This is a genomic window from Pseudomonas sp. BIC9C (genome assembly GCF_034541995.1).
GTDB classification, from domain to species: Bacteria; Pseudomonadota; Gammaproteobacteria; order Pseudomonadales; family Pseudomonadaceae; genus Aquipseudomonas; species Aquipseudomonas fluorescens_CC.
Window position 1 is genome coordinate 1,202,864 of sequence record NZ_JAWDGM010000001.1, and the last position, 20,891, is coordinate 1,223,754.

The 20,891-nt window shown below is 61.3% G+C and carries 19 protein-coding genes; 8 read left to right on the forward strand and 11 right to left on the reverse strand.

What is annotated here, in order from left to right:
• Positions 1-34 precede the first annotated feature (34 nt).
• The 3 genes from RS887_RS05655 (at position 35) to RS887_RS05665 (ending at position 4,750) form a co-directional block, all read left to right on the forward strand.
• Positions 35-1,801, forward strand: a complete 1,767-nt coding sequence (locus tag RS887_RS05655) for a sensor histidine kinase (protein WP_322614691.1) — start codon at positions 35-37, stop codon at positions 1,799-1,801.
• Positions 1,795-3,120, forward strand: a complete 1,326-nt coding sequence (locus tag RS887_RS05660) for a sigma-54 dependent transcriptional regulator (protein WP_322614692.1) — start codon at positions 1,795-1,797, stop codon at positions 3,118-3,120. The genes RS887_RS05655 and RS887_RS05660 overlap by 7 nt, the downstream gene beginning before the upstream one ends.
• Before the next feature lie 310 nt (positions 3,121-3,430).
• A complete protein-coding gene (locus RS887_RS05665) occupies positions 3,431-4,750 on the forward strand; it encodes an MFS transporter (protein WP_322614693.1) in 1,320 nt (439 codons plus the stop codon).
• Positions 4,751-4,860: 110 nt separating this feature from the next.
• On the opposite strand, the gene RS887_RS05670 is transcribed toward RS887_RS05665, so the two are convergent.
• Entirely contained in the window at positions 4,861-5,808 is a 948-nt protein-coding gene (locus tag RS887_RS05670) for a transposase (protein ID WP_322614694.1), read from the reverse strand.
• A gap of 342 nt (positions 5,809-6,150) precedes the next feature.
• Here RS887_RS05670 and RS887_RS05675 point away from each other — a divergent pair, with 342 nt between their 5' ends.
• Together RS887_RS05675 and RS887_RS05680 are read left to right on the forward strand one after the other, a co-directional pair.
• Complete coding sequence (locus RS887_RS05675) at positions 6,151-6,381, forward strand: hypothetical protein (protein ID WP_322614695.1); 231 nt, start codon at positions 6,151-6,153, stop codon at positions 6,379-6,381.
• A gap of 144 nt (positions 6,382-6,525) precedes the next feature.
• Positions 6,526-7,149: a flavin reductase family protein gene (locus RS887_RS05680; RefSeq protein WP_322614696.1), complete on the forward strand. Its 624-nt coding sequence runs from the start codon at positions 6,526-6,528 to the stop codon at positions 7,147-7,149.
• Between the two features lie 5 nt (positions 7,150-7,154).
• Here RS887_RS05680 and RS887_RS05685 read toward each other — a convergent pair whose 3' ends face one another.
• On the reverse strand, positions 7,155-7,385 hold the full coding sequence (locus RS887_RS05685) for a hypothetical protein (RefSeq protein WP_322614697.1): 231 nt from the start codon (positions 7,383-7,385) through the stop codon (positions 7,155-7,157).
• 41 nt (positions 7,386-7,426) lie between these two features.
• On the reverse strand, positions 7,427-7,780 hold the full coding sequence (locus tag RS887_RS05690) for a putative quinol monooxygenase (RefSeq protein ID WP_111279834.1): 354 nt from the start codon (positions 7,778-7,780) through the stop codon (positions 7,427-7,429).
• 339 nt (positions 7,781-8,119) lie between these two features.
• Here RS887_RS05690 and RS887_RS05695 point away from each other — a divergent pair, with 339 nt between their 5' ends.
• Entirely contained in the window at positions 8,120-9,049 is a 930-nt protein-coding gene (locus tag RS887_RS05695; RefSeq protein ID WP_322614698.1) for an AraC family transcriptional regulator, read from the forward strand.
• A 126-nt stretch (positions 9,050-9,175) separates the two neighbouring features.
• Here RS887_RS05695 and RS887_RS05700 read toward each other — a convergent pair whose 3' ends face one another.
• From RS887_RS05700 to RS887_RS05725, 6 genes are all read right to left on the reverse strand, one after another.
• On the reverse strand, positions 9,176-10,231 hold the full coding sequence (locus tag RS887_RS05700; RefSeq protein WP_322614699.1) for an ABC transporter ATP-binding protein: 1,056 nt from the start codon (positions 10,229-10,231) through the stop codon (positions 9,176-9,178).
• Positions 10,232-10,249: 18 nt separating this feature from the next.
• Positions 10,250-11,098, reverse strand: coding sequence for an ABC transporter permease (locus RS887_RS05705; RefSeq protein ID WP_111279831.1), 849 nt, complete (start codon positions 11,096-11,098; stop codon positions 10,250-10,252).
• Positions 11,095-12,003, reverse strand: a complete 909-nt coding sequence (locus tag RS887_RS05710; RefSeq protein ID WP_008023746.1) for an ABC transporter permease — start codon at positions 12,001-12,003, stop codon at positions 11,095-11,097. Before RS887_RS05710 ends, RS887_RS05705 begins: the two co-directional genes overlap by 4 nt.
• A gap of 165 nt (positions 12,004-12,168) precedes the next feature.
• Positions 12,169-13,272: an extracellular solute-binding protein gene (locus RS887_RS05715; RefSeq protein ID WP_322614700.1), complete on the reverse strand. Its 1,104-nt coding sequence runs from the start codon at positions 13,270-13,272 to the stop codon at positions 12,169-12,171.
• 303 nt (positions 13,273-13,575) lie between these two features.
• On the reverse strand, positions 13,576-15,024 hold the full coding sequence (locus RS887_RS05720) for an aldehyde dehydrogenase family protein (RefSeq protein ID WP_322614701.1): 1,449 nt from the start codon (positions 15,022-15,024) through the stop codon (positions 13,576-13,578).
• Positions 15,021-16,658 carry a 5-guanidino-2-oxopentanoate decarboxylase gene (locus RS887_RS05725; RefSeq protein ID WP_322614702.1) on the reverse strand — a complete coding sequence of 546 codons (1,638 nt, stop codon included), beginning with the start codon at positions 16,656-16,658 and terminating at the stop codon, positions 15,021-15,023. The genes RS887_RS05720 and RS887_RS05725 overlap by 4 nt, the downstream gene beginning before the upstream one ends.
• 159 nt (positions 16,659-16,817) lie before the next feature.
• On the opposite strand from RS887_RS05725, the gene RS887_RS05730 reads away from it, so the two are divergent.
• The gene (locus tag RS887_RS05730) at positions 16,818-17,699 is read left to right on the forward strand and encodes a LysR substrate-binding domain-containing protein (protein WP_322614703.1); all 882 of its coding nucleotides are present in this window, start codon (positions 16,818-16,820) and stop codon (positions 17,697-17,699) included.
• Positions 17,700-17,824: 125 nt separating this feature from the next.
• Here the strand turns inward: RS887_RS05730 and RS887_RS05735 are convergent, their stop codons facing one another.
• Entirely contained in the window at positions 17,825-18,439 is a 615-nt protein-coding gene (locus RS887_RS05735; RefSeq protein ID WP_322614704.1) for an NAD(P)-dependent oxidoreductase, read from the reverse strand.
• Between the two features lie 194 nt (positions 18,440-18,633).
• Positions 18,634-19,518 (reverse strand): MBL fold metallo-hydrolase, encoded by an 885-nt coding sequence (locus tag RS887_RS05740; protein WP_322614705.1) that lies wholly within the window; start codon positions 19,516-19,518, stop codon positions 18,634-18,636.
• A gap of 225 nt (positions 19,519-19,743) precedes the next feature.
• Between RS887_RS05740 and RS887_RS05745 the strand changes: the two genes are divergently transcribed.
• The gene (locus RS887_RS05745) at positions 19,744-20,649 is read left to right on the forward strand and encodes a LysR family transcriptional regulator (protein ID WP_322614706.1); all 906 of its coding nucleotides are present in this window, start codon (positions 19,744-19,746) and stop codon (positions 20,647-20,649) included.
• Positions 20,650-20,891 lie beyond the last annotated feature (242 nt).

The following is a 20,891-nucleotide window of genomic DNA, read 5'->3' on the forward strand; positions in this document are numbered from 1 at the left end:
TTGCGCCTCTTATCTTTTGTCCGATTTCCGTTCGATGCTCCCGACCTCCAGATCCCTGCGCCTGGCGCTCTACACCTTGCTAATCATCGCCGGCGCCGCCATCGCCGCGACCCTGGCCATGCGCCACGCCGTGCGCCAGTCAATGGTCGAAGACGCCGCCCGTGCCAATCAGCAATTGGCACTGTATGCCACATCCCTGCATACCCTGATCGAACGTTACCGTGCCCTGCCCGCCGTGCTAGCGCTGGACCCGGAGCTGCGCTCGGCGCTCAGGGGTGCGGTGAGCCCCGAGCAGCAGGATGCGTTGAATCGCAAACTGGAAAAGATCAACGGCGCCGCTCAATCCTCGACCCTGGAATTGCTCGACCGCAACGGCCTGGCCATCGCGGCCAGCAACTGGCGCCTGCCCAGCAGTTACGTCGGGCATAACTATGGCTTCCGCCCCTACTTCAACCAGACCCGCACCCAGGGCACCGGGCGCTTTTACGCGGTAGGCGTGACCAGCGGGATTCCCGGCTACTTCCTCTCCAGCGCGGTCAGCGATGACGACGGTCAGTTCCTTGGCGCCATGGTGGTGAAACTGGAATTTCCCGAACTGGAGCGCGAGTGGCGTCAGGGCAGCGACACGCTCCTGGTCAGCGATGCCCGCGGGATCATCTTCATCGCCAACCAGCCGGGCTGGCGCTACCGCCTGCTCAAGCCGCTGAGCGACAGCGACCATGCCGAACTCAAGACCACCCGTCAGTACGACAAGCAGCCCCTGACGCCGCTTGAGTTTCAATCGTTGCGGCGCTTCGACGACAACAGTGACCTGGCTCGGGTCGATGGCCCGGACGGCAAGGCGGATTACCTGTGGGAATCCCTGCCGCTGAGTGCCGAGGGCTGGACCCTGCACCTGCTGCGTCGCCCACAGGTTGCCTTCGAGGACAGCCGCAACGCCGCGCTCGCCGCGGCCGGGCTATGGCTGACCCTGGTGTTCCTGCTGCTGTTTCTCAACCAGCGCTGGCGCCTGGCCAAACTGCGCCAGCGCAGTCGCGAAGAACTCGAACAGCTGGTTGAAGAACGCACCCGCGACCTACGCACCGCCCAGGAAGGTCTGGTGCAGTCGGCCAAACTCGCGGCACTGGGGCAGATGTCCGCCGCCCTGGCCCATGAAATCAACCAGCCGCTCACCGCCCAGCGCATGCAGCTGGCGACCTTGCGCCTGCTGCTCGACAACGGCCGCGTCGACGACGCCTACAAGGCGCTCAAGCCGGTGGATGAAATGCTCACCCGCATGGCGGCTCTTACCGGCCACCTGAAAACCTTCGCCCGCAAGAGCCCCAGCGGCTTGCGCGAACGCCTGGACCTGGCGGCGGTGGTGGACCAGTCGCTGCAACTGCTCGACACCCGGTTGCGCGACGAACAGGTCAGCACGGTGTTGCACCTGACCCGTCCGGCCTGGGTGCGCGGCGATGCGATTCGCCTGGAACAGGTGCTGATCAATCTGCTGCGCAACGCCCTCGATGCGATGCAGGACAAACCCTGCAAACGCCTGGAAATCCGCCTCGAAGCCGACGAGCAATTGTGGCGCTTGAGCGTGATCGACAACGGTGGCGGCATCGCCGAAGAGAACCTGTCCAAGGTCTTCGATCCGTTCTTCACCACCAAGCCGGTGGGCGACGGCCTGGGCATCGGTCTGGCCGTATCGTTTGCCATCGTCCACGAATCCGGCGGGCGCCTGAGTGCCGCCAATCATGACAAAGGTGCCGTGTTTACCGTGACCCTGCCCATCGACCTGGAGGTGCATGAACCATGCTGAACTCAGTGATGGTGGTCGACGACGAAAGCAGCATCCGCAGTGCCGTCGAGCAATGGTTGAGCCTGTCGGGTTTCGAGGTACAGCTGTTCAGCCGCGCCGATGAATGCCTGGCGCAATTGCCCAGGCACTTTGCCGGGGTGATTCTCAGCGATGTGCGCATGCCCGGCATGACCGGCCTGGAACTGCTGGCCGAGGTGCAGCGCCGGGATGCCGATTTGCCGGTGATCCTGTTGACCGGCCACGGCGATGTGCCGATGGCCGTCGAGGCCATGCGCGACGGTGCCTACGATTTCCTCGAAAAACCCTTCAGCCCGGAAACCCTGCTTGGCAGCCTGCGCCGCGCCCTCGACAAGCGCCGGCTGGTGCTGGAAAACCGCGCGCTGCACGAGCAGGCGGACAACCGTGCCAAACTGGATGCCACGCTGCTCGGCGTGTCCCGGGGTTTACAGACCCTGCGTCGGCAGGTGCTGGACCTGGCAGCACTGCCGGTCAACGTGCTGATTCGCGGTGAAACCGGCAGCGGCAAGGAACTGGTTGCGCGTTGCCTGCACGACTTCGGGCCGCGGGCCGACAAGCCCTTTGTTGCACTCAACTGCGCGGCCATCCCTGAGCAATTGTTCGAGGCCGAGCTGTTCGGTCACGAGAGCGGCGCGTTCACCGGGGCGTCCGGCAAGCGCATTGGCAAACTGGAGTACGCCGACGGCGGCACACTGTTTCTTGATGAAATCGAAAGCATGCCGCTGGCCCAGCAGGTGAAGTTGCTGCGGGTGTTGCAGGAGCAAAAGCTTGAGCGACTGGGGTCGAACCAGAGCATCCGCGTGGATTTGCGCATCATCGCTGCGACCAAACCGGACCTGCTCGACGAAGCGCGGGCCGGACGTTTTCGCGAAGACCTGGCCTATCGTTTGAACGTCGCCGAGTTGCGTTTGCCGCCACTGCGCGACCGGCGCGAGGACATCCCGTTGCTCTACGAGTCATTTGCCCGCAACGCTGCCGAACGCCTCGGGCGGACCTTGCCACCGTTGAGCGGTCCACAGCTGAGCCATCTATTGAGCCACGACTGGCCGGGCAATGTGCGCGAACTGGCGAACGTCGCCGAGCGTCAGGTATTGGGGCTCGGCGAGCCGGAGCCCCTGGGCATCGAGCCCGGCCAGTCACCGGCGGCGCAGCAGGAAGCGTTTGAAGCGCAATGCCTGCGTGCGGCGCTGACCCGGCACAAGGGCGATGTGAAAGCGGTGCTTGAAGAACTGCAACTACCGCGCCGGACCTTCAATGAAAAGATGCAGCGGCATGGGTTGAGTAGGGAGATGTTCCTGTAGCGTCCGAGCTGGCCTCTTCGCGGGCGAGCCCGCTCCCACAGGTTCTGTGTCGTGCTCAACAATCTGCGTTCAACTCGGTCATTGTGGGAGCGGGCTTGCCCGCGAAGAGGCCAGTGCAGGCATTGTAAATCCACGAATCGAATCAGCAACTTTCCGCTCACCACCAAACTTTTATAAGCGGATTTCCGCTCACCGAAACACCCTCCCCCCTCTAAACCGGCCCTCTCCCCGTTGGCACAGCTCCTGCTATAGCCCAGGCAGGCTGCGTTTCATCGCGCTCCACAAAAACAATTAAATGAAGGATCCTTCAATGGATAACTCCAACTCCCTGCCGCTTGGGTCGGCTGCCGTGCCGGCCAAGGAAAGAACCACTTCCAGCCGCATCAAATCGATCTTCAGCGGTTCCGTCGGCAACATGGTCGAGTGGTACGACTGGTACGTCTACGCCGCCTTCTCCCTGTACTTCGCCAAGACCTTCTTCCCCAAAGGCGACACCACCGCCCAGTTGCTCAACACCGCCGCGATCTTCGCCGTGGGCTTCCTGATGCGTCCGATCGGTGGCTGGCTGATGGGTCTGTATGCCGACAAGGTCGGACGCAAAAAGGCCCTGATGGCCTCGGTATACCTGATGTGCTTCGGCTCGCTATTGATCGCCCTGAGCCCAGGCTACGAAGTCATCGGCATCGGCGCGCCGATCCTGCTGGTGTTCGCGCGCTTGCTGCAAGGCCTGTCGGTGGGTGGCGAATACGGCACCTCCGCCACTTACCTCAGCGAGATGGCAACCAAGGAGCGTCGCGGCTTCTACTCCAGCTTCCAGTATGTGACGCTGATTTCCGGCCAGCTCATCGCCCTGGCGGTGCTGATCGTGCTGCAACAACTGCTGACCACCGAAGAACTCTACGCCTGGGGCTGGCGCATCCCGTTCGCCATCGGCGCGCTATGTGCCGTGGTTGCGTTGTACCTGCGTCGCGGCATGGAAGAGACCGAGTCGTTCACCAAAAAAGAGAAAGCCAAGGAAAGCGCGATGCGCACCTTGCTGCGTCACCCCAAGGAACTGATGACCGTGGTCGGCCTGACCATGGGCGGTACCCTGGCGTTCTACACCTACACCACCTACATGCAGAAATACCTGGTGAACACCGTCGGCATGAGCATTTCCGACTCCACCACCATTTCCGCCGCCACGCTGTTTCTGTTCATGTGCCTGCAACCGGTCATCGGCGGGCTGTCGGATAAAATCGGTCGCCGGCCGATCCTGATTGCCTTCGGCATCCTGGGAACCCTGTTCACCGTGCCGATCCTCACCACCCTGCACACCGTTACGACCTGGTGGGGCGCGTTCTTCCTGATCATGGCGGCGCTGATCATCGTCAGCGGCTACACCTCGATCAACGCCGTGGTGAAAGCCGAACTGTTCCCGACCGAAATTCGCGCCCTGGGCGTGGGTCTGCCGTACGCATTGACCGTATCGATCTTCGGCGGCACCGCCGAATACATCGCGCTGTGGTTCAAGAGCATCGGCATGGAAACCGGTTACTACTGGTATGTCACCGCGTGTATTGCCGTGTCGTTGCTGGTGTACGTCACCATGAAAGACACCCGCAAGCATTCGCGGATCGTGACCGACTGACAGTTACATTGAGGGTAGCTGTTATGGCCCTATCGCGAGCAGGCTCGCTCCCACATTGGATCTGCGTACACCAGACCTTTGTGGGAGATTCTATGGTTGAGGTAAAGGCCTCAACTGACTTTTGCTTGGTATTCGCTCTGCCCCTTGAGCAGGGCGAATACGACCCGAGCAAGCTTGCGGGCCAGCATGACCAGTGCCTGAGTGGTGCTGAAGCCTCGAGCTCTTTGTTCTTCGTAAAAACCTTTCCAGGCTGCCGTACGGCTGGCCGACATGGCCGCGTTGTGCAGAAGCCGGCGGGCCTCTGGATCACCACGTTTAGTCAAACTCCGGCGGCCGTCTTTTTGCCCTGATTTCAACACCCGCAAATCCATTCCCAGAAAGGCGACGAAGGCATCCGCGTTTCGGAAGTCACCGCGCTGAAATGCCGTGATCAAGCGGGCTCCGGTCAAAAAACCAATGCCTTCAACTTTCAGGCAGCGCTTCAACTGAGCGAGTAAACCGGCTTCTTTGAGCTGATCGTTGATCGTCTTCTCGATCAGCGTCTCAAGCTGCTGCATGGACTTCACCTGTTCGGCAAAAGCGGTCTTGAGCAGCGGCTCATTCGCCCAGCTTTGCACCAGACCGACCCGTGCCTGGACCAGAGCCGCGCGGCGGCGGAAAAGGCTCAAGAGCTGGCGGTACAGCGGTGACGGCGGGGTCCACGGGTGAAGCTCTTCGTGCTCGTTCTTCAGATAGCGAGCAAGCAGCTTGGCATCCAGTGCATCGGTTTTGGCACGGATCTTCACGCCTTCGCGGTAATGTTTGAGCTCGTAGCCTCCCACCATGTAAATCATGCAGCCAGCTTCGTAGGCCAGATCCGCAAACTCCAAGTGGTAGATATTGGTGGCTTCAATGGCAATGGCCACCGTGCTCGGCAAGGCCTTCAACCACTTATTGATGGCGGTTTTGTTGTTGGGAATTGGTTCGAGCAGGTCCAGTTCGGCGTGATAGATCACCAGCTCATGCTTGGCGACATCCACGCCCACGATCGGTTTTGAGGCAGGGACCGGCATTGCCATAGGATTTCCTCCGGGATATGGTTTTAAGCACTTGAAGGGCTCACCCAGGGGCGCAGGCTTGTTCCTATCGTCGGTCTAGGCCAGATGCATTCTTTATCGGCGCTTGGGTGAAAGGAGGAGGGGCGAACTCTCCCACAGTCTGTACTGCGTCAACAGTCAGAATCGAGCCTTGTCCCTCCTCCCCCCTTCAAGTCCTACCATACAAGCGAGCCTGCTCGCGAAGGCCGCGACTCGGTCTCAAGAGAATTCGGCAGTCCTAATCAGTGGTTAATGCCCAGGACTCATCCTGCACCCGCCTGATCAATTCAACGCGATGTGCAAACTGAACCTGGAGTAACCACCATGAACACCAGACTGATTCTCGCCCTGACCCTCTCTGTACTGGCGGCCAATACCTTCGCCGCCGACGGGTACGACCGCACCGGTTCCGCCGCCTTCACCGCGCGAAGCAACGCCGCTGGCGACAGCCGCACCGACGCGGCCAATGTCGCTGCCAACAGCGTCGATCGCACCGACGCGGCCAAAGTCGCTACCGACAGCGTCGATCGCACCGACAACGCTCGCACCAACTGATCCCTGAACGCATCACCACAGCCCGGCTTTGGCCGGGCCTTGTCGTTTCTGCGATCTTTTGCAGTCAGGCAAAAATCCCGAGCTGGAATTTACACGATACGCTCTGCACTATTTGCCATCCCGAACGCCCTTGGAACTCACTCCATGCCCGACGACATCCACTTCTACGAACCCGCCTATGGCCACGGCCTGCCCCACGATCCGTTCAACGCCATCGTCGGCCCACGCCCCATTGGCTGGATCTCTTCACAGGATGCCGAAGGCCGCCTGAACTTGGCGCCCTACAGCTTCTTCACCGCCTTCAACTACGTTCCGCCGATCATTGGTTTTTCCAGTATCGGGCGCAAAGACAGCCTGAACAACATCGAACAAACCGGAGAGTTCGCCTGGAACCTGGCCACGCGGCCGCTGGCCGAGCAGATGAACCAGAGCTGCGCCATGGTCGGGCCTGAGGTCAACGAATTCGAACTGGCCGGGCTGACGACCGCTGCCTCGAAGGTCATCCAGGTGCCACGGGTCGCCGAAAGCCCGGTGTCCTTCGAGTGCAAGGTCACGCAGATCATTCAGTTGCAACGGGCGGACGGCAATGTGGTGCCGAGCTGGCTGATCCTCGGCGAAGTGGTCGCCGTGCATATCGCCAAATGGCTGTTGAAGGATGGGATATACGACACCGCCGCGGCAGAACCGATTCTGCGCGGCGGCGGGCCAGCGGATTACTTCCAGCTGGGGCCTGAGGCGTTGTTCAAGATGTACCGCCCGGGGCGGTGAAGTCACTACCAGAGCAGGTCGGTGTTTTCCTTGACGTCCTTGAGGCGGGTCAGCTCCCTGGCGGCCGCATCATCGGCCTCGTGGGCGGTCTTGAAGACCTGGCCTTCCAGCACTTTGTGAAAACGCGGGGCGCCGGAACCACCCAGCGCTTTGACGGCGATAGCGGCGTGGTAACCCCCCTCGCCCGGTACTACAGCGGAAACAGCTTCGAAGTGTTCAAAGGCTTTACGTGCCATGTCGCGAATCCTGGCTGGTTGAGAATGCTGTCATTAAACCCTCAACCGGCCAGTTTGTGTACCGCCGCTGCGGACTGACCGAGGGCCTGCGCCGCCGAGACATCCTTGAAGGTGTGGAAATCCAGGCTGTTGACCACCAGGTCCTGTACCAGCTCGGCAAAAACCTCCATCGCCGGCGTGCTGAAGTACGCGGTCATGGCCTGTTGATTGCTCCAGAAACCGGACACCAGCCACAGATCCGGATCGCACTGCGAATGCTGCAAGGCAAAGCTCAGGCAGCCCGGCGCTGCGCGGGACGGTTCGATCAGGGCGCTGAGGCGTACACCGAGTTCCGCCGAACGCCCGGCGCGCGCTCGAACGAAGGCCATATGACTGACGGGGATCTGCTTGGACATGTTCAACCCTCCCGGGGAGTCGCGTGGCAGCCGGGGGACGGGCTGCGACAGGATCAAAGGTTAAGGGCCGCGACGCCGGCCTCGTTAGTCGATTCCTGCCGCCGCGTTGCACAATCCTGCGAAACTGCATGGGAAGCCTGTAACAAGCGGTAAAACCCTGTCACGGTTCTGCCATACGAGTTTCAAGCAAGTTTTTCAGGCGCAAGGCTCTAGTGTTAACACCGCCGGTCGAGCCCAGGCAGAATCAGGCAAGCATCTGGCAGGATGTGTCTACCGCTGTCACTTGCACAAACTTATGCTTTGCCCCATTCCCTCCATGCCTTGCCGAGGATGTCTCGCATGTCGTCGCCCGATCACTTTCAAGCTCCGCTGGACACCGACATGGAAAAGCAGCGCGCGGAACTGGCGGCGATCATTCGCCGTAACACCGCCGAAGATGGCAGTTACGCCACGGCCATCGGCTCGCTGTTCATGTCACGCCACAGCCAGTCCCATGAATTCGCCCCGGGGCTGGCGCAACCAGCGCTGTGCATCATGGCCCAAGGACGCAAGGAAGTTCGGTTGGCCGACGAGTACTTTAACTACGACCCATTGAACTACCTGGTGGTCTCGGTCTCGATGCCGCTGAGTGGAAGGGTGGTGGATGTCTCGGCCGAGGAACCGATCCTCGCCTTGCGCCTGGACATCGACCCGGCGGAAATCACTGCACTGATCGCCGACGCCGGCCCCCTCGGCGTGCCCACCCGGCCGACCGGGCGCGGGCTGTATGTCGAACGGCTCGACACCGCCATGCTTGATGCGGTGCTGCGTCTGGCACGGCTACTGGACACGCCTAAAGACATCGCCATGCTCGCGCCGCTGATTCGCCGGGAGATCCTCTATCGACTGTTGCGCAGCAAACAGGGGCACCGGCTGTACGAAATCGCCATCGCCAACAGTCAGAGCCATCGCATCAGCCAGGCGATCAAATGGCTCAACGGCAACTTCGAGCAGCCGTTGCGCATTGATGATCTGGCGAAAGAAGTGAACCTGAGCGTGTCGACGTTGCATCACCGTTTCAAGGCGATGACGGCGATGAGTCCGTTGCAGTATCAGAAGCAGCTTCGCCTGCAGGAAGCGCGGCGGCTGATGCTGGCCGAAGGGCTGGAGGCTTCGGCGGCGGGGTATCGCGTCGGCTATGAAAGCCCTTCGCAGTTCAGCCGGGAGTACAGCCGGTTGTTCGGTGCGCCGCCTTTGCGGGATCTGGCGCGGTTGCGGTTGACGGTTTGATCCGGAATTTTTTGTGTGGCTGCTGACCCTTTCGCGAGCAAGCCCGCGCCCACATTTGGAATGCATTCCACCTGTGGGCGCGGGCTTGCTCGCGAAGAGGCCAGCTCAGGCAATACAAGTCTTGGATCAGGCCCCGAGTACCCGGCAAGCCTCTGCCGGCAACGTCACCGACACCGGATGCCCAACATTCAGGCCGAAGCCCTGACACGGCGTGCTCAGCGCGGTAAACGACACCCCGGAACACTCCACCGTGGTCTCGATGGTCGCGCCGATATCGCGCACGAACGTCACCTTGCCCAGCAAGCGGTTGCCCGCGGTCGCCTGGGGGGCGGACAGTTGCAGGTCTTCTGGACGAATCAGCATCTTCAACTTCTCCCCTGCCGCAATACTGGTGCAGATCGGCACTTGCAGCGCATCGCCACCCGGCAGGCTGACCTTGCCGTTGCCCAGCGCCGTGGCCGGGAAGATGTTGCCCGAGCCGATGAAATCGGCGACGAACTCGTTGGCCGGGTGTCGATAGATTTCAATCGGCGTGCCCACTTGCTGCACCCGATGCTCACCCAGCACCACCACGATATCGGCCATGGTCATGGCCTCGCGCTGGTCGTGAGTCACCATGATGGTGGTGATGTTCAGGCGTTGTTGCAGTTGACGGATTTCCACCTGCATCGACTCGCGCAGCTTGGCGTCCAGCGCCGACAACGGTTCGTCGAGCAGCAGGATCTTCGGGTGCGAGGCAATCGCCCGGGCAATCGCCACGCGCTGACGCTGGCCACCGGAGAGCTTGGCCACCGGACGATTGATCATCGGCTGCAGCTGGATCAGTTCCAGCAACTCCACCACCCGCGCCTGCTGATCGGCCTTGCTGACCCCGCGCAGTTTCAGCGGATAGGCGATGTTCTCGCCCACGGTCATGTGCGGGAACAGTGCCAGGGACTGGAACACCATGCCGAAGTTGCGCAGGTGCGCCGGGGTGTTGCCGATGTCTTCACCGTCCAGGCGGATCTCGCCGCCGGTCAGGGTTTCAAGGCCGGCAATCATGCGCAGCAACGTGGTTTTGCCGCAGCCCGAAGGGCCGAGGAAACACACCAGTTTGCCCTCGGGCAAATGCAGGTTCACATCCGTTACCGCGCAGGCCGAGCCGTAATGTTTCTCGACGTTTTCCAGAATCAGACCAGACATAAGAATCACCTCAAGAAATCAGAACGAAACGCCACCTTCACCAACCAGCTTCTCCAGCGCCCAGATCAGGACGAAGTCGATCAGCACGATCAGCACGGCAAACGAAAATACGGTTGGGTCGAGCGAAGACACGGTGCGGCTGTACATCCAGATCGGCACGGTCATCACATCGATGGTGTAGAGGAAGTAGGTCACGGTGAACTCGTTGAACGAGACGATGAACGCCAGCAGCATGCCCGCCAGGATCCCCGACTTCATCAACGGCACCACCACATCGACAATCGCCCGCAGCGGTGAAGCGCCGAGCATTTGCGCGGCCTCCTCGACTTCGCTGCCAATGGAAAGCATCGCCGCCGTGCAGTTCTTCACCACGAACGGCAACGCGAGGATCACATGGGCAATCACCAGGCGCGAGGTGGTCATCTGGAACGGCAGGCTGTCGAACACCAGCAGCAGCGCCAGCCCCAACACCACCATCGGGAACACCAGGGGCAGCGACATCAATTGCAGCGCCACGGCCTTGCCGCGGAATTCGCAACGGGTCAGCGCGTAAGCCGCCGGCACCGCGATCAACGTGGCGAAGATCATGGTCAGGCACGACACCATCAGGCTGGTGGTCATGGCCTTGCCCAGGCTCAGCACATCGCTGGCGTCCGGCGAGACGAAGGTGTGCCAGGCGGCCTTGTACCATTGCAGGCTGTAGCTGCTCGGCGGGAAGTCGAGGTTCGACGCGCCGCTGAACGACATCACGATCATGGTCAGGATCGGCAGCACCGCCAACAGCAGGATGAAGCCCGACAGGATGCCGGCGAACTTGCCGGTTTCACCCGGCAACAGCGACTGGCGCTTCTTGATCAGGGTACTCATTGCGAAGCCTCCAGCATGCGGCGACGACGGCCAGTGATGTATTCGGACAGGGTCATGATCGCGAGGGTCGTGACGATCAGCACCACACCGGCAGCCGATGCGGCGGGCCAGTTCATCAGCGGGGCGATCTGGTCATGCACCATCACCGCCAGCATCGGCACGCGCCGGCCACCGAGCAGCAACGGCACCACGAAACTGCTGGCGTTGTAGGCGAACACCAGGGTCGCACCGGTAATGATCCCCGGCAGACTCATCGGCAAGACCACCTGGCGGAACACCTGCAAGCGACTGGCGCCGAGGGTGGCGGCGGCCTCTTCATAGCTGCGGGCGACACCGCGCATGGCGCTGGCAATCGGCAACACGGCCAGCGGGAAGGCGGTTTGCACCAGGCCCATCAACACACCGTTCTGGTTGTACAACAGCATGATCGGGCGTTTGATCAGGCCCAGGCCCATCAGGGTCTGGTTGAGCATGCCGCCAGGGCCGAGAATCACCAGCCAGCCGTAGCTTTGCAGCAGCAGGTTGACCAGCAATGGCAGCAACACCGCCGCAAGGAAGATCCGTCGCACGAACGGCGAGGTCAGGCGCGACATGGTGTAGGCCACCGGGATCGCCAGGATCACTGCGATCACCGCGCTGATCAGCGCCAGGCGCAGGGTCAGCATCAGCGATTTGAGGTAATAGGGTTCCAGCAACTGGGCGTAACTGGCCAGGCTGAACCCGGACCATTCCGCGCCTTTGGTGCCCACGCTCATGCGCAGTACCAGCAGGCTGGCGGCAATCAGTACGCCAAGAAACAGCATCGACGGCGAGAGGAAAAACCAGGCGCGCGTCGTTGGCGAAACACCCTGAGCAGCGCGCACGGGGGCGGCACTCACCGGATGGGTCAGAGGTTGGTGTTCCATAGCAAAGGTCTCGTCAATGGAAGATCAATGGCACACGGTAGCGGGGTGTAAACCCCGATCCCCTGTAGGAGCGAGCTCGCTCGCGAAGGAAGTGAGGGCGCTACGTTCATTCAGGCAACCCTCGTCATCGTTAACGTCCATCGCGAGCAAGCTCGCTCCTACAGATCAGGAAGAAAAGATTTCCGTGTAACGACGAATCCATTGGTCATGCACAGTCGCCAGGAAGGCGTTGTCGTGCATGATCGCCTTCTCGGCAATCTGCTCCGGCGTGAGGATGTACGGGCTCTTGCGGGCTTCGGCGGAGATGATCGCCTTGGCGTTGACCGGGCCGTTGTAGATGTCTTCAGCCATCTTGCCCTGCACCAGCGGGTCCAGGGAGTGGTTGATGAAGGCGTAGGCCATGTCGGTATCGCCCGGACGGTTCTTCGGCATGACCGATTGCATCAAGTCGGTGTAGAAACCTTCCTTCATGCCAAAGGTTGCACTCAGACCGTAGTTCGGATCGCGGATCTGTTTCGGGAAGAACGCGGGTGCGTACAGACCGCCCATGTCCAGGGAACCGGTGCGGAACAGTTCGGCGATCTGGTTCGGGTTTTCACCCAAGGTCACCACACGATCTTTCAGCTCGGCGAGTTTCTTGAAGCCCGGTTCGATGTTGTGCTCGTCACCACCGGCCAGTTTGGCGGCGATGATGATCAGGTCCATGGCCTCGGTCCAGTTCGGCGGCGGCAGGAAGATGTTCGGGGCCAGCTCCGGGTCCCACAGGGCGGCGTAGCTGTCCGGCGCTTGTTTCTGAGTGCGGGTGCTATAGACCAGGCTGTTGCACCACAGCAGATAACCGATGCCGTGGCCATTGGCGCCGGTGCGGTACTTCTCCGGTACATCGACGAGGTTGGGAATGCGGTTGAGGTCGGGTTTTTCCAGCAGGTTGGCGGCGGCCAGACCTTCGGCGCCGACGCCTGCCAGGGTGATGATGTCGTATTGCGGACGATCACCACCGGCCTTGAGCTTGGCGACCATTTCCGAGGTGCTGCCGGTGCGGTCAGCGATGACCTTGCAGCCGTACTTGCCTTCGAACGTCGCGGCGATGTTACGCAGTGCAGCCAGGCCGGTGTCATCGGACCAGGTCAGCAAACGCAGGGTCTTGCCGGCAAAACGTGTATCGCCGGCATTGGCCTTGATGAACGGCATGCTCATGGCCGCTGCTGCAACCGAGGCTACGCCCACGGTCTTGATGAATTGACGTCTGTTCAGATCATGCTCGCCCATTACGGACTCCCTTTGTTTTTGTAGGTATGAGGCTGGTCAAAACTGTTGCATCCGCGCGGCCGGATCAGCTTTAGCCCCCGTGTTTTCGGGGCTTGGCTGAACCGGCGAGTTCATCCTGAGGTCGTGCAAAACACCTGACTATCGATAAAAACTCATTGAAGCCATGACGTCAGCGCATGCCTTCTTTTCCTTGTGGGAGCGAGCTTGCTCGCGATGGACGTCAACGATAATGCGGGGCATCAGACAGCCCGTGTCGTCCATGCGTCCATCGCGAGCAAGCTCGCTCCTACACAGTGACAGGCGTCAGACGGCCCGAATCACGTGTTTGATTTCCTGGAAAGCCTGCAAGCCCCACGGCCCCAATTCGCGGCCGATGCTGCTCTGCTTGTAGCCGCCCCAGGCGGTCTGCGGGAAGATCACCTGCGGCGCGTTGATCCACACAAGCCCCGCCTGCAAAGCGTTGGCGACGCGGTCGGCAGTCTCGGCATTACGTGTCACCACACTGGCGACCAGGCCAAACTGGCTGTCGTTGGCCAGGGCAATCGCTTCGGCTTCAGAGGCGAAACTGCGCACGCAGATCACCGGGCCGAAAATCTCTTCATTCCACAGCGCACTGTCGAGGGGCACTTCGGTGAAAACTGTCGGCTGCAAAAAATATCCGCGCGGCAGGTCGGCCGGGCGATTGCCACCGCAAACCAGCCTGGCGCCGGCACTCAAACCGCGATCGATGTGGCCCAATACACGTTGGTATTGCGCCTGATTGACCAGAGCGCCCATTTCCACGTTCGGGTCGAACGGGTCGGCCACGCGAATCGCTTCGGCACGGGCCTTTACGCGGGTTAGAAACTCGTCGGCCAGCTCATCGGCGACCAGCACGCGACTGGTGGCGGAACACATCTGCCCGGCGTTGAAGAAACCACCGCCGCAAGCCACTTCCACCGCCAGGTCGATATCGGCATCGGTCAGTACCAGCAGCGAAGATTTGCCGCCCAGTTCCAGGCTCACGCCCTTGACGGTTTCCGCCGCACGTTGCATGACCTGCACGCCGACCGCATTGCTGCCGGTGAACGACACCTTGGCGATGCGTGGGTCAGCCGACAGCGGAGCGCCAACGGCCAGGCCGGTACCACAGACCAGATTGAACACACCGGCAGGCACGCCGGCTTCAGCGATGATTGCCGCCAGTTCCAGCTCCGGCAGCGGTGTCACTTCCGAAGGCTTGAGCACCACGCAGCAACCGGCGGCCAGGGCCGGGGCGAGTTTCCACGCGGTGGTGACCATCGGGAAGTTCCACGGCACGATCAGGCCAACCACACCGCACGGCTCACGGCGCAGGCGAGCGCTGAAGTCGTCGGTCGGCAGCTCGATGGCACTGTCCTGTTTCGCATCCAGCCCTTCGGCCAGACCGGCGTAATACTCGAACGTGGCGATCACGTCATCGACGTCGATCGCGGCTTCGAATTGCGGCTTGCCGTTGTTGCTCGACTGCAAGTGCATCAGTTTTTCACGATGGGCCTGCACGCCCGCGGCGATTTTGCGCAGGATGGCACCGCGTTCGGCGCCCGTGGTTTTCGACCAGCCGGCGAACGCCAGGGTCGCCGCGCTCACGGCTTGATCAACAGCGCGCTCATCGCCGCCATTGACTGTGGTCAACAGAGCTTCGGTCGCCGGGTTGATCACGCGCAGGTGTTCATTGCCCGCCGACCATTGGCCGTTGATGTACAGGCCATCCAGGGTAGTCGGGAAAGTCATTTCGACACCGCCTGCATCCACTCGCTCTGGTCGATTTCAATCAGGGTCGGGCCTTGGCGATCGGTGGCTACGCGCAATGCGCCGCGCAATTGCTCGACACTGCTGACGGCTTCGGCCGCGCAACCCAATGCCTTGGCCACACCGATGAAGTCCGGGGTGTAGATGTCCACGCCGACCGGCTCGATGGCGCGGTTGACCATGTATTTCTTGATCTCTTCGTAGCCCTGGTTATTCCACAGCAGCACGATCACCGGGGTGCGCGCTTCAACGGCACTGGCCAGTTCCGGCAGGGTGAATTGCAGGCCGCCGTCGCCGATCAGGCACACCACCGGTGGGCGAGCACCGTTTTCAACGCTGCCGCCGAGCCAGGCGCCAATCGCCGCCGGCAAGGCGTAACCGAGGGTGCCGTAACCGGTGGATGAATTGAACCAGCGACGCGGACGCTCCGGGTTGAACGTCAGGTTGCCGGTGTACACCGGCTGGGTCGAATCGCCGACGAACACGGCGTCCGGCAGTTCGTGCAGCACGGTTTCCAGGAAACGGGTCTGGGCCAGGGTCGGTGCGTCCCAGGTGGCGGCCAGGTCTTCACGCAGACGAGCGGCGCGTACTTGCCCCCAATCGTTGCGGCGCTCGGCCAGGGATTTGTGCGACAAGGCGCTGAGCAAAGCCTGGGCGGCGTTGCGCGAGTCGGCCACCAATGCCACGTGCGGCGGGTAGTTGCGCACAGTCTGGTCAGGGTCGATGTCGACGCGCAGCAGTTGGCCTGGAATCTCGAAGCCACCGGCGAAGGTCACGTCGTAGTCGGTCTCGGCCAGTTCGGTGCCGATGGCCAATACCACATCGGCCTCGGCGACCAGTGCACGGGTGGCGACCAGGCTCTGGGTCGAACCGATTAGCAGCGGGTGCCCGGAGGCGAGCATGCCCTTGGCATTGATGGTCAGGGCTACCGGTGCGTCCAGCAACTCGGCCAGCTCAGTCAGCTCGGCCGCCGCGTCGATGGCACCGCCGCCGGCGAGAATCAGCGGATGCTTGGCGCCGGCCAGCAAATCGGTCATGCGCGACACGGCGCTCGGCGAAGCACCGGCGCGATCGATGTTGACCGGCAGGCTGCTGAGCAGGTCGTCGGCGTCTTCAACCAACACATCCAGCGGAATTTCAATGTGTACCGGGCGCGGACGGCCGGCCTGGAACAGCGCAAAGGCGCGGGCCAGTACGCCCGGCAATTCCGACGCCGACATCAGGGTGTGGGAGAACGCCGCAACACCGGCACACAGTGCGCCCTGGTTCGGCAGCTCATGCAGCTTGCCGCGACCGCCGCCCAACTGGCTGCGCGATTGCACGCTGGAGATCACCAGCATCGGGATCGAATCGGCGTAGGCCTGGCCCATGGCGGTGGTGATGTTGGTCATGCCAGGGCCGGTGATGATGAAGCACACACCGGGTTTGCCGCTGGTACGGGCGTAGCCGTCGGCCATGAAGCCGGCGCCCTGTTCATGGCGCGGCGTGACGTGGTTGATGCTCGAACGGGCCAGCCCGCGATACAACTCCACGGTATGAACCCCCGGAATGCCGAACACCTGCTCGACCCCGTAGTTTTCGAGTAACTTGACCAATACTTCGCCGCACGTCGCCATGTCTTTGCCCTTTTTGTTCGTTTGAGACGCCGGGCATGCGCTGTGTTTATGATGGATTCGCAGGCCCGGGAATGGCCTCATTGGAACGGGCGACACGTAGCCGCAACAATGGATAAAAAGTCATACTAGCCATGTCCTCACGTCATACCTTGGATCACAATGAAACGACTGCCTCCCCTGCCGGCGCTGCACACATTTTTGATTACCGCGCAGTGCTGCAATTTCACCCGTGCTGCCGAACAGCTGTTTATCACCCAGGGCGCGGTGAGTCGGCAGATCGCCGGGCTGGAAGATTTTCTGGGTTATGAATTGTTCATCCGTCAGGCCCGAGGCCTGGACCTGACAGCCGAAGGACGGGAATGGCTGCCACGGGTGCAGCAGATTTTCGGCCTGATCGACGAGGCAGTGGAGCAGATCGGCGAGAAGCGCGAAACCCTGCAGCTCAAGGCACCAACCTGCGTCATGCGCTGGTTGCTGCCGCGTCTGTTGCAATGGCAAAGGGAGCGCCCGGACGTGCCGGTGGAGCTGACCACCACGGTCAAACACGGCGTGGATTTTCATCGCGAGCAGTTCGATGCGGCAGTGATGTACGGCCCACCACCGGATACTTCATTGATGTCGCAAAAACTCTTCGATGAACAACTCACACCGGTGTGTTCCAGACCGATGCTCGAAGGCCCCATGCCCCTGCAGACTCCGGTCGATCTGCAACAACACCTGTTGTTGCACCCGACCCGCGATGAACGGGACTGGAAGGCCTGGTTGAAAGCCGCGGATGTGCAGTTGAGCAATGTCGGCAAAGGCCAGCATTTCGAAACACTGGACCTGGCGATGTCGATGGCGTCCCAGGGAACGGGGGTGGCGATTGGCGATTGGTCGTTGATCGGCGATGACCTGAACGCCGGACGGCTGGTCATGCCATTCGAATTGAAGGTGACTACGGGGTTGGCGTATTACCTGGTATTCCCCGAAAAACCCGGGCCTTCACCGAAGTTGCGTGAATTGATGGGCTGGCTGGTGGAGCAGGCGCAGTCTCGCTGAACCACGGTATCTGTAGGAGCGAGCTCGCTCGCGATGGTCGCCAACGATAACGCTGGGAACCTGATACCCCGCAGCGTTCTCAGGTTCATCGCGAGCGAGCTCGCTCCTACAGGAGATCAGTGACCTCAATACCCGACAGCAAACCGTTGCCGCGAATGCTCCGGTGCTTCCACTTCATCGAGCATCGCAATCGCGTAGTCGGCAAAGGTAATCCAGCTTCGCCCTGCGCTGCTCACCAGCAAATCATCCTTGCCGATGCGGAATTTTCCGGTGCGTTCACCTTCGACAAACTCCGCCGACGGCGACAGAAAAGTCCAGTCCAGTTGCTTTTCCTGACGCAGGCTTTCAAGAAACACAGCACCGGCACCGGCTTCGGCCTTGTACGCTGCCGGGAAGCCTTGACTGTCAATCACCCGGGTGCCGTCCGGCAACAACAATGAGCCAGCGCCGCCTACCACCAGCAGGCGCTTGATCCCGGCCTTCTTCACCGGCCCGACCACGGCACTGGCCGGCAGGGTGGAGAAATGCGCCGCGCTGATCACCACATCATGACCGGCGACGGCCGCTTGCAGGGCAGCAGCATCAAGGGCATCGACATTTTTGCTGACCACACCGTCACGCTGAGCGATCTTCGACGTATCGCGGGCAATGGCAGTGACGTTGTGGCCACGACGCAAGGCCTCTTCCAGCAATTGGCTACCGGCACGACCGGTGGCTCCGATGATTGCGATTTTGCTCATGACATTCTCCAGTTGGCTTGAAAGTATCGATATCAATTTGCGCAGAACTTTGTGGCGAGAGGGCTTGCCCCCGCTCGGCTGCGAAGCAGCCGCAAAACCTGTGTTTATGGAGTGCCTGAAGGAATGCCGGGGAGCGCTGCGCACTCCAGCGGAAGCAAGCTCCCTCGCCACAGAAACCCCATCACCTCAATGACTCATTCACCCCACTTCATCTCACCCTTGGCGACCTTGGCACTCAGCTCAAGAGAGCTTTCGTCGCCCAGGGTCGGGAAGCGTTTTTTCATCGCGGCGATCAGCGCGGCAGAATCCTTGGCCTGGGCGGTTTCTTCATCGAAGGCCTTGATGTAGTCGGCGGTGAACTGCACAGAGGCCAATGAACCCGTGCTGCCGCCCTGGTAATGACCCGGCACCACGGTTTGCGGTTTCAGGGTTTCAATGGAGTGCAGCGTAGCCAACCAATCGGCATGGGACTTTGGCGTTTGGGTGTCGGCCATCCACACGTGGATGTTTTGCGCCACCACGACACCACCGACTACAGCCTTGATCGATGGAATCCACACGAAGCTGCGATCCGGCTGCGGCCCCTCAAGACCCACCACCTGCAGCTTCTGCCCTTCGAGGATCAGGCTGTCGCCCTTGAGCACGTCCGGCACGATGGTTTTGGCCGGCACATCGGCCCCCATTTTCGGGCCCCAGAATGCCAGTTTGCCGTCGACGGTTTGCTTGATGTGGTCAACGGTCGGCTGCGAAGCAAGGACTTTGGCCTTGGGGAACGCGGCCGTCAGGGTATCGAGGCCGAAGTAGTAGTCCGGGTCACCGTGACTGATGTAGATGGTGGTCAGCTGCTTGCCGCTGGCGCGGATTTTCTCCACCACCTGTTCGGCCTGGGACTTGCCGAATTGCGCATCCACCAGAATCGCTTCTTTTTCGCCGCTGACCAGCACCGAGGTCACCGGGAAGATGGCTTTTTCGCCAGGGTTGTAGACATCCAGCGTCAGGGTCGAGGCGGCTGCATGGGCGGCGAAACCGAGGGCAGCGCTTGCCAGTAATACACGCTTGAGAAGGGTGAGTCCGATCATCTGTTGCTCCGTTGTCCGAATGCCTAGCTAGGCGAATGCCCTTTTTGTAGGAGCGAGCTCGCTCGCGATGGTCGCCAACGATAACGCTGGGAACCTGATACCCCGCGGTGTTCCCAGGTTCATCGCGAGCAAGCTCGCTCCTCCAGAGGAACAGAGCTTAGTTGCCTGACTCAGTACAAAAAATGCGATGCTTGAACATAGTTTGTTTCTGAAAGCGGGCAAATCATGGATCGTCTTCAAGCAATGCGTGTGTTCGTCACGGTGGTCGACCTCGGCAGCCAGTCGGCCGCCGCCGATCATCTGGAGCTGTCACGGCCGGTGGTGTCGCGGTATCTGGCGGAACTGGAAGACTGGGTCGGCGCGCGTCTGATGCACCGCACCACACGCAAATTGAGCCTGACCGCCGCCGGCACCGAAATCCTGCCCCGCTGCCGACAGATGCTCGATTTGTCCACCGACATGCAAGCCGCCGTCGGCGAGCCGGATGACGCACCGCGCGGCCTGCTGCGCATCAGCGTCAGCACCTCCTTCGGCCAGGCGCAACTGGCCGATGCCATGGCCGCTTATGTGCGACGCTACCCCGGCGTCAGCATCGACATGCAAATGCTCGATCGCACCGTGAACCTGGTGGATGAGCGCATCGACCTGGCGATCCGCACCAGCAACGACCTGGACCCGAACCTGATCGCCCGTCGCCTGACGGTTTGCCGTTCGGTGATCTGTGCTTCCCCCGCTTACCTGCGCGAGCACCCGGCACCGCAACGGGTCGAGGACCTGAGCCTGCACAACTGCCTGACCCATTCCTACTTCGGCAAAAGCCTCTGGCATTTCGAGCAGGATGGCGAACAGGTTTCAGTACCGGTGCAGGGCAACATCAGCGCCAACGAGGCCAGTACGCTGTTGCGCGCAACGCTCGCCGGTGCCGGGGTGGCGATGCTGCCCACCTACCAGGCCGGCGTGCACATCCACAGCGGCGAATTGATTCGCCTGCTGCCAGCGGCCGAACCCCGGCAAATGAACGTGTATGCGGTGTATGCCTCGCGCAAGCACATGCCGGCGGCGTTGCGCAGCTTGCTGGATTTTCTGGTGCTTAGATTTCCGGAAGAACCGGAATGGGATATCGGCCTGTAACCGGATCAAACTGTGGGAGCGGGCTTGCCCGCGATCGCGGTTGATCATTCAGCACTGTTGTCGACTGACCTGACGCCATCGCGGGCAAGCCCGCTTGTATGGTAGGACTTGAAGGGAGGAGGAGGGACAAAGCCCGATTCTGACTGTTGACGCAGTACAGATCCGTGGGAGATTTCGCCCCTCCTCCTTTCACCCAAGCGCCGATAAAGAATGCATCTGGCTAGACCGACGATAGGAACAAG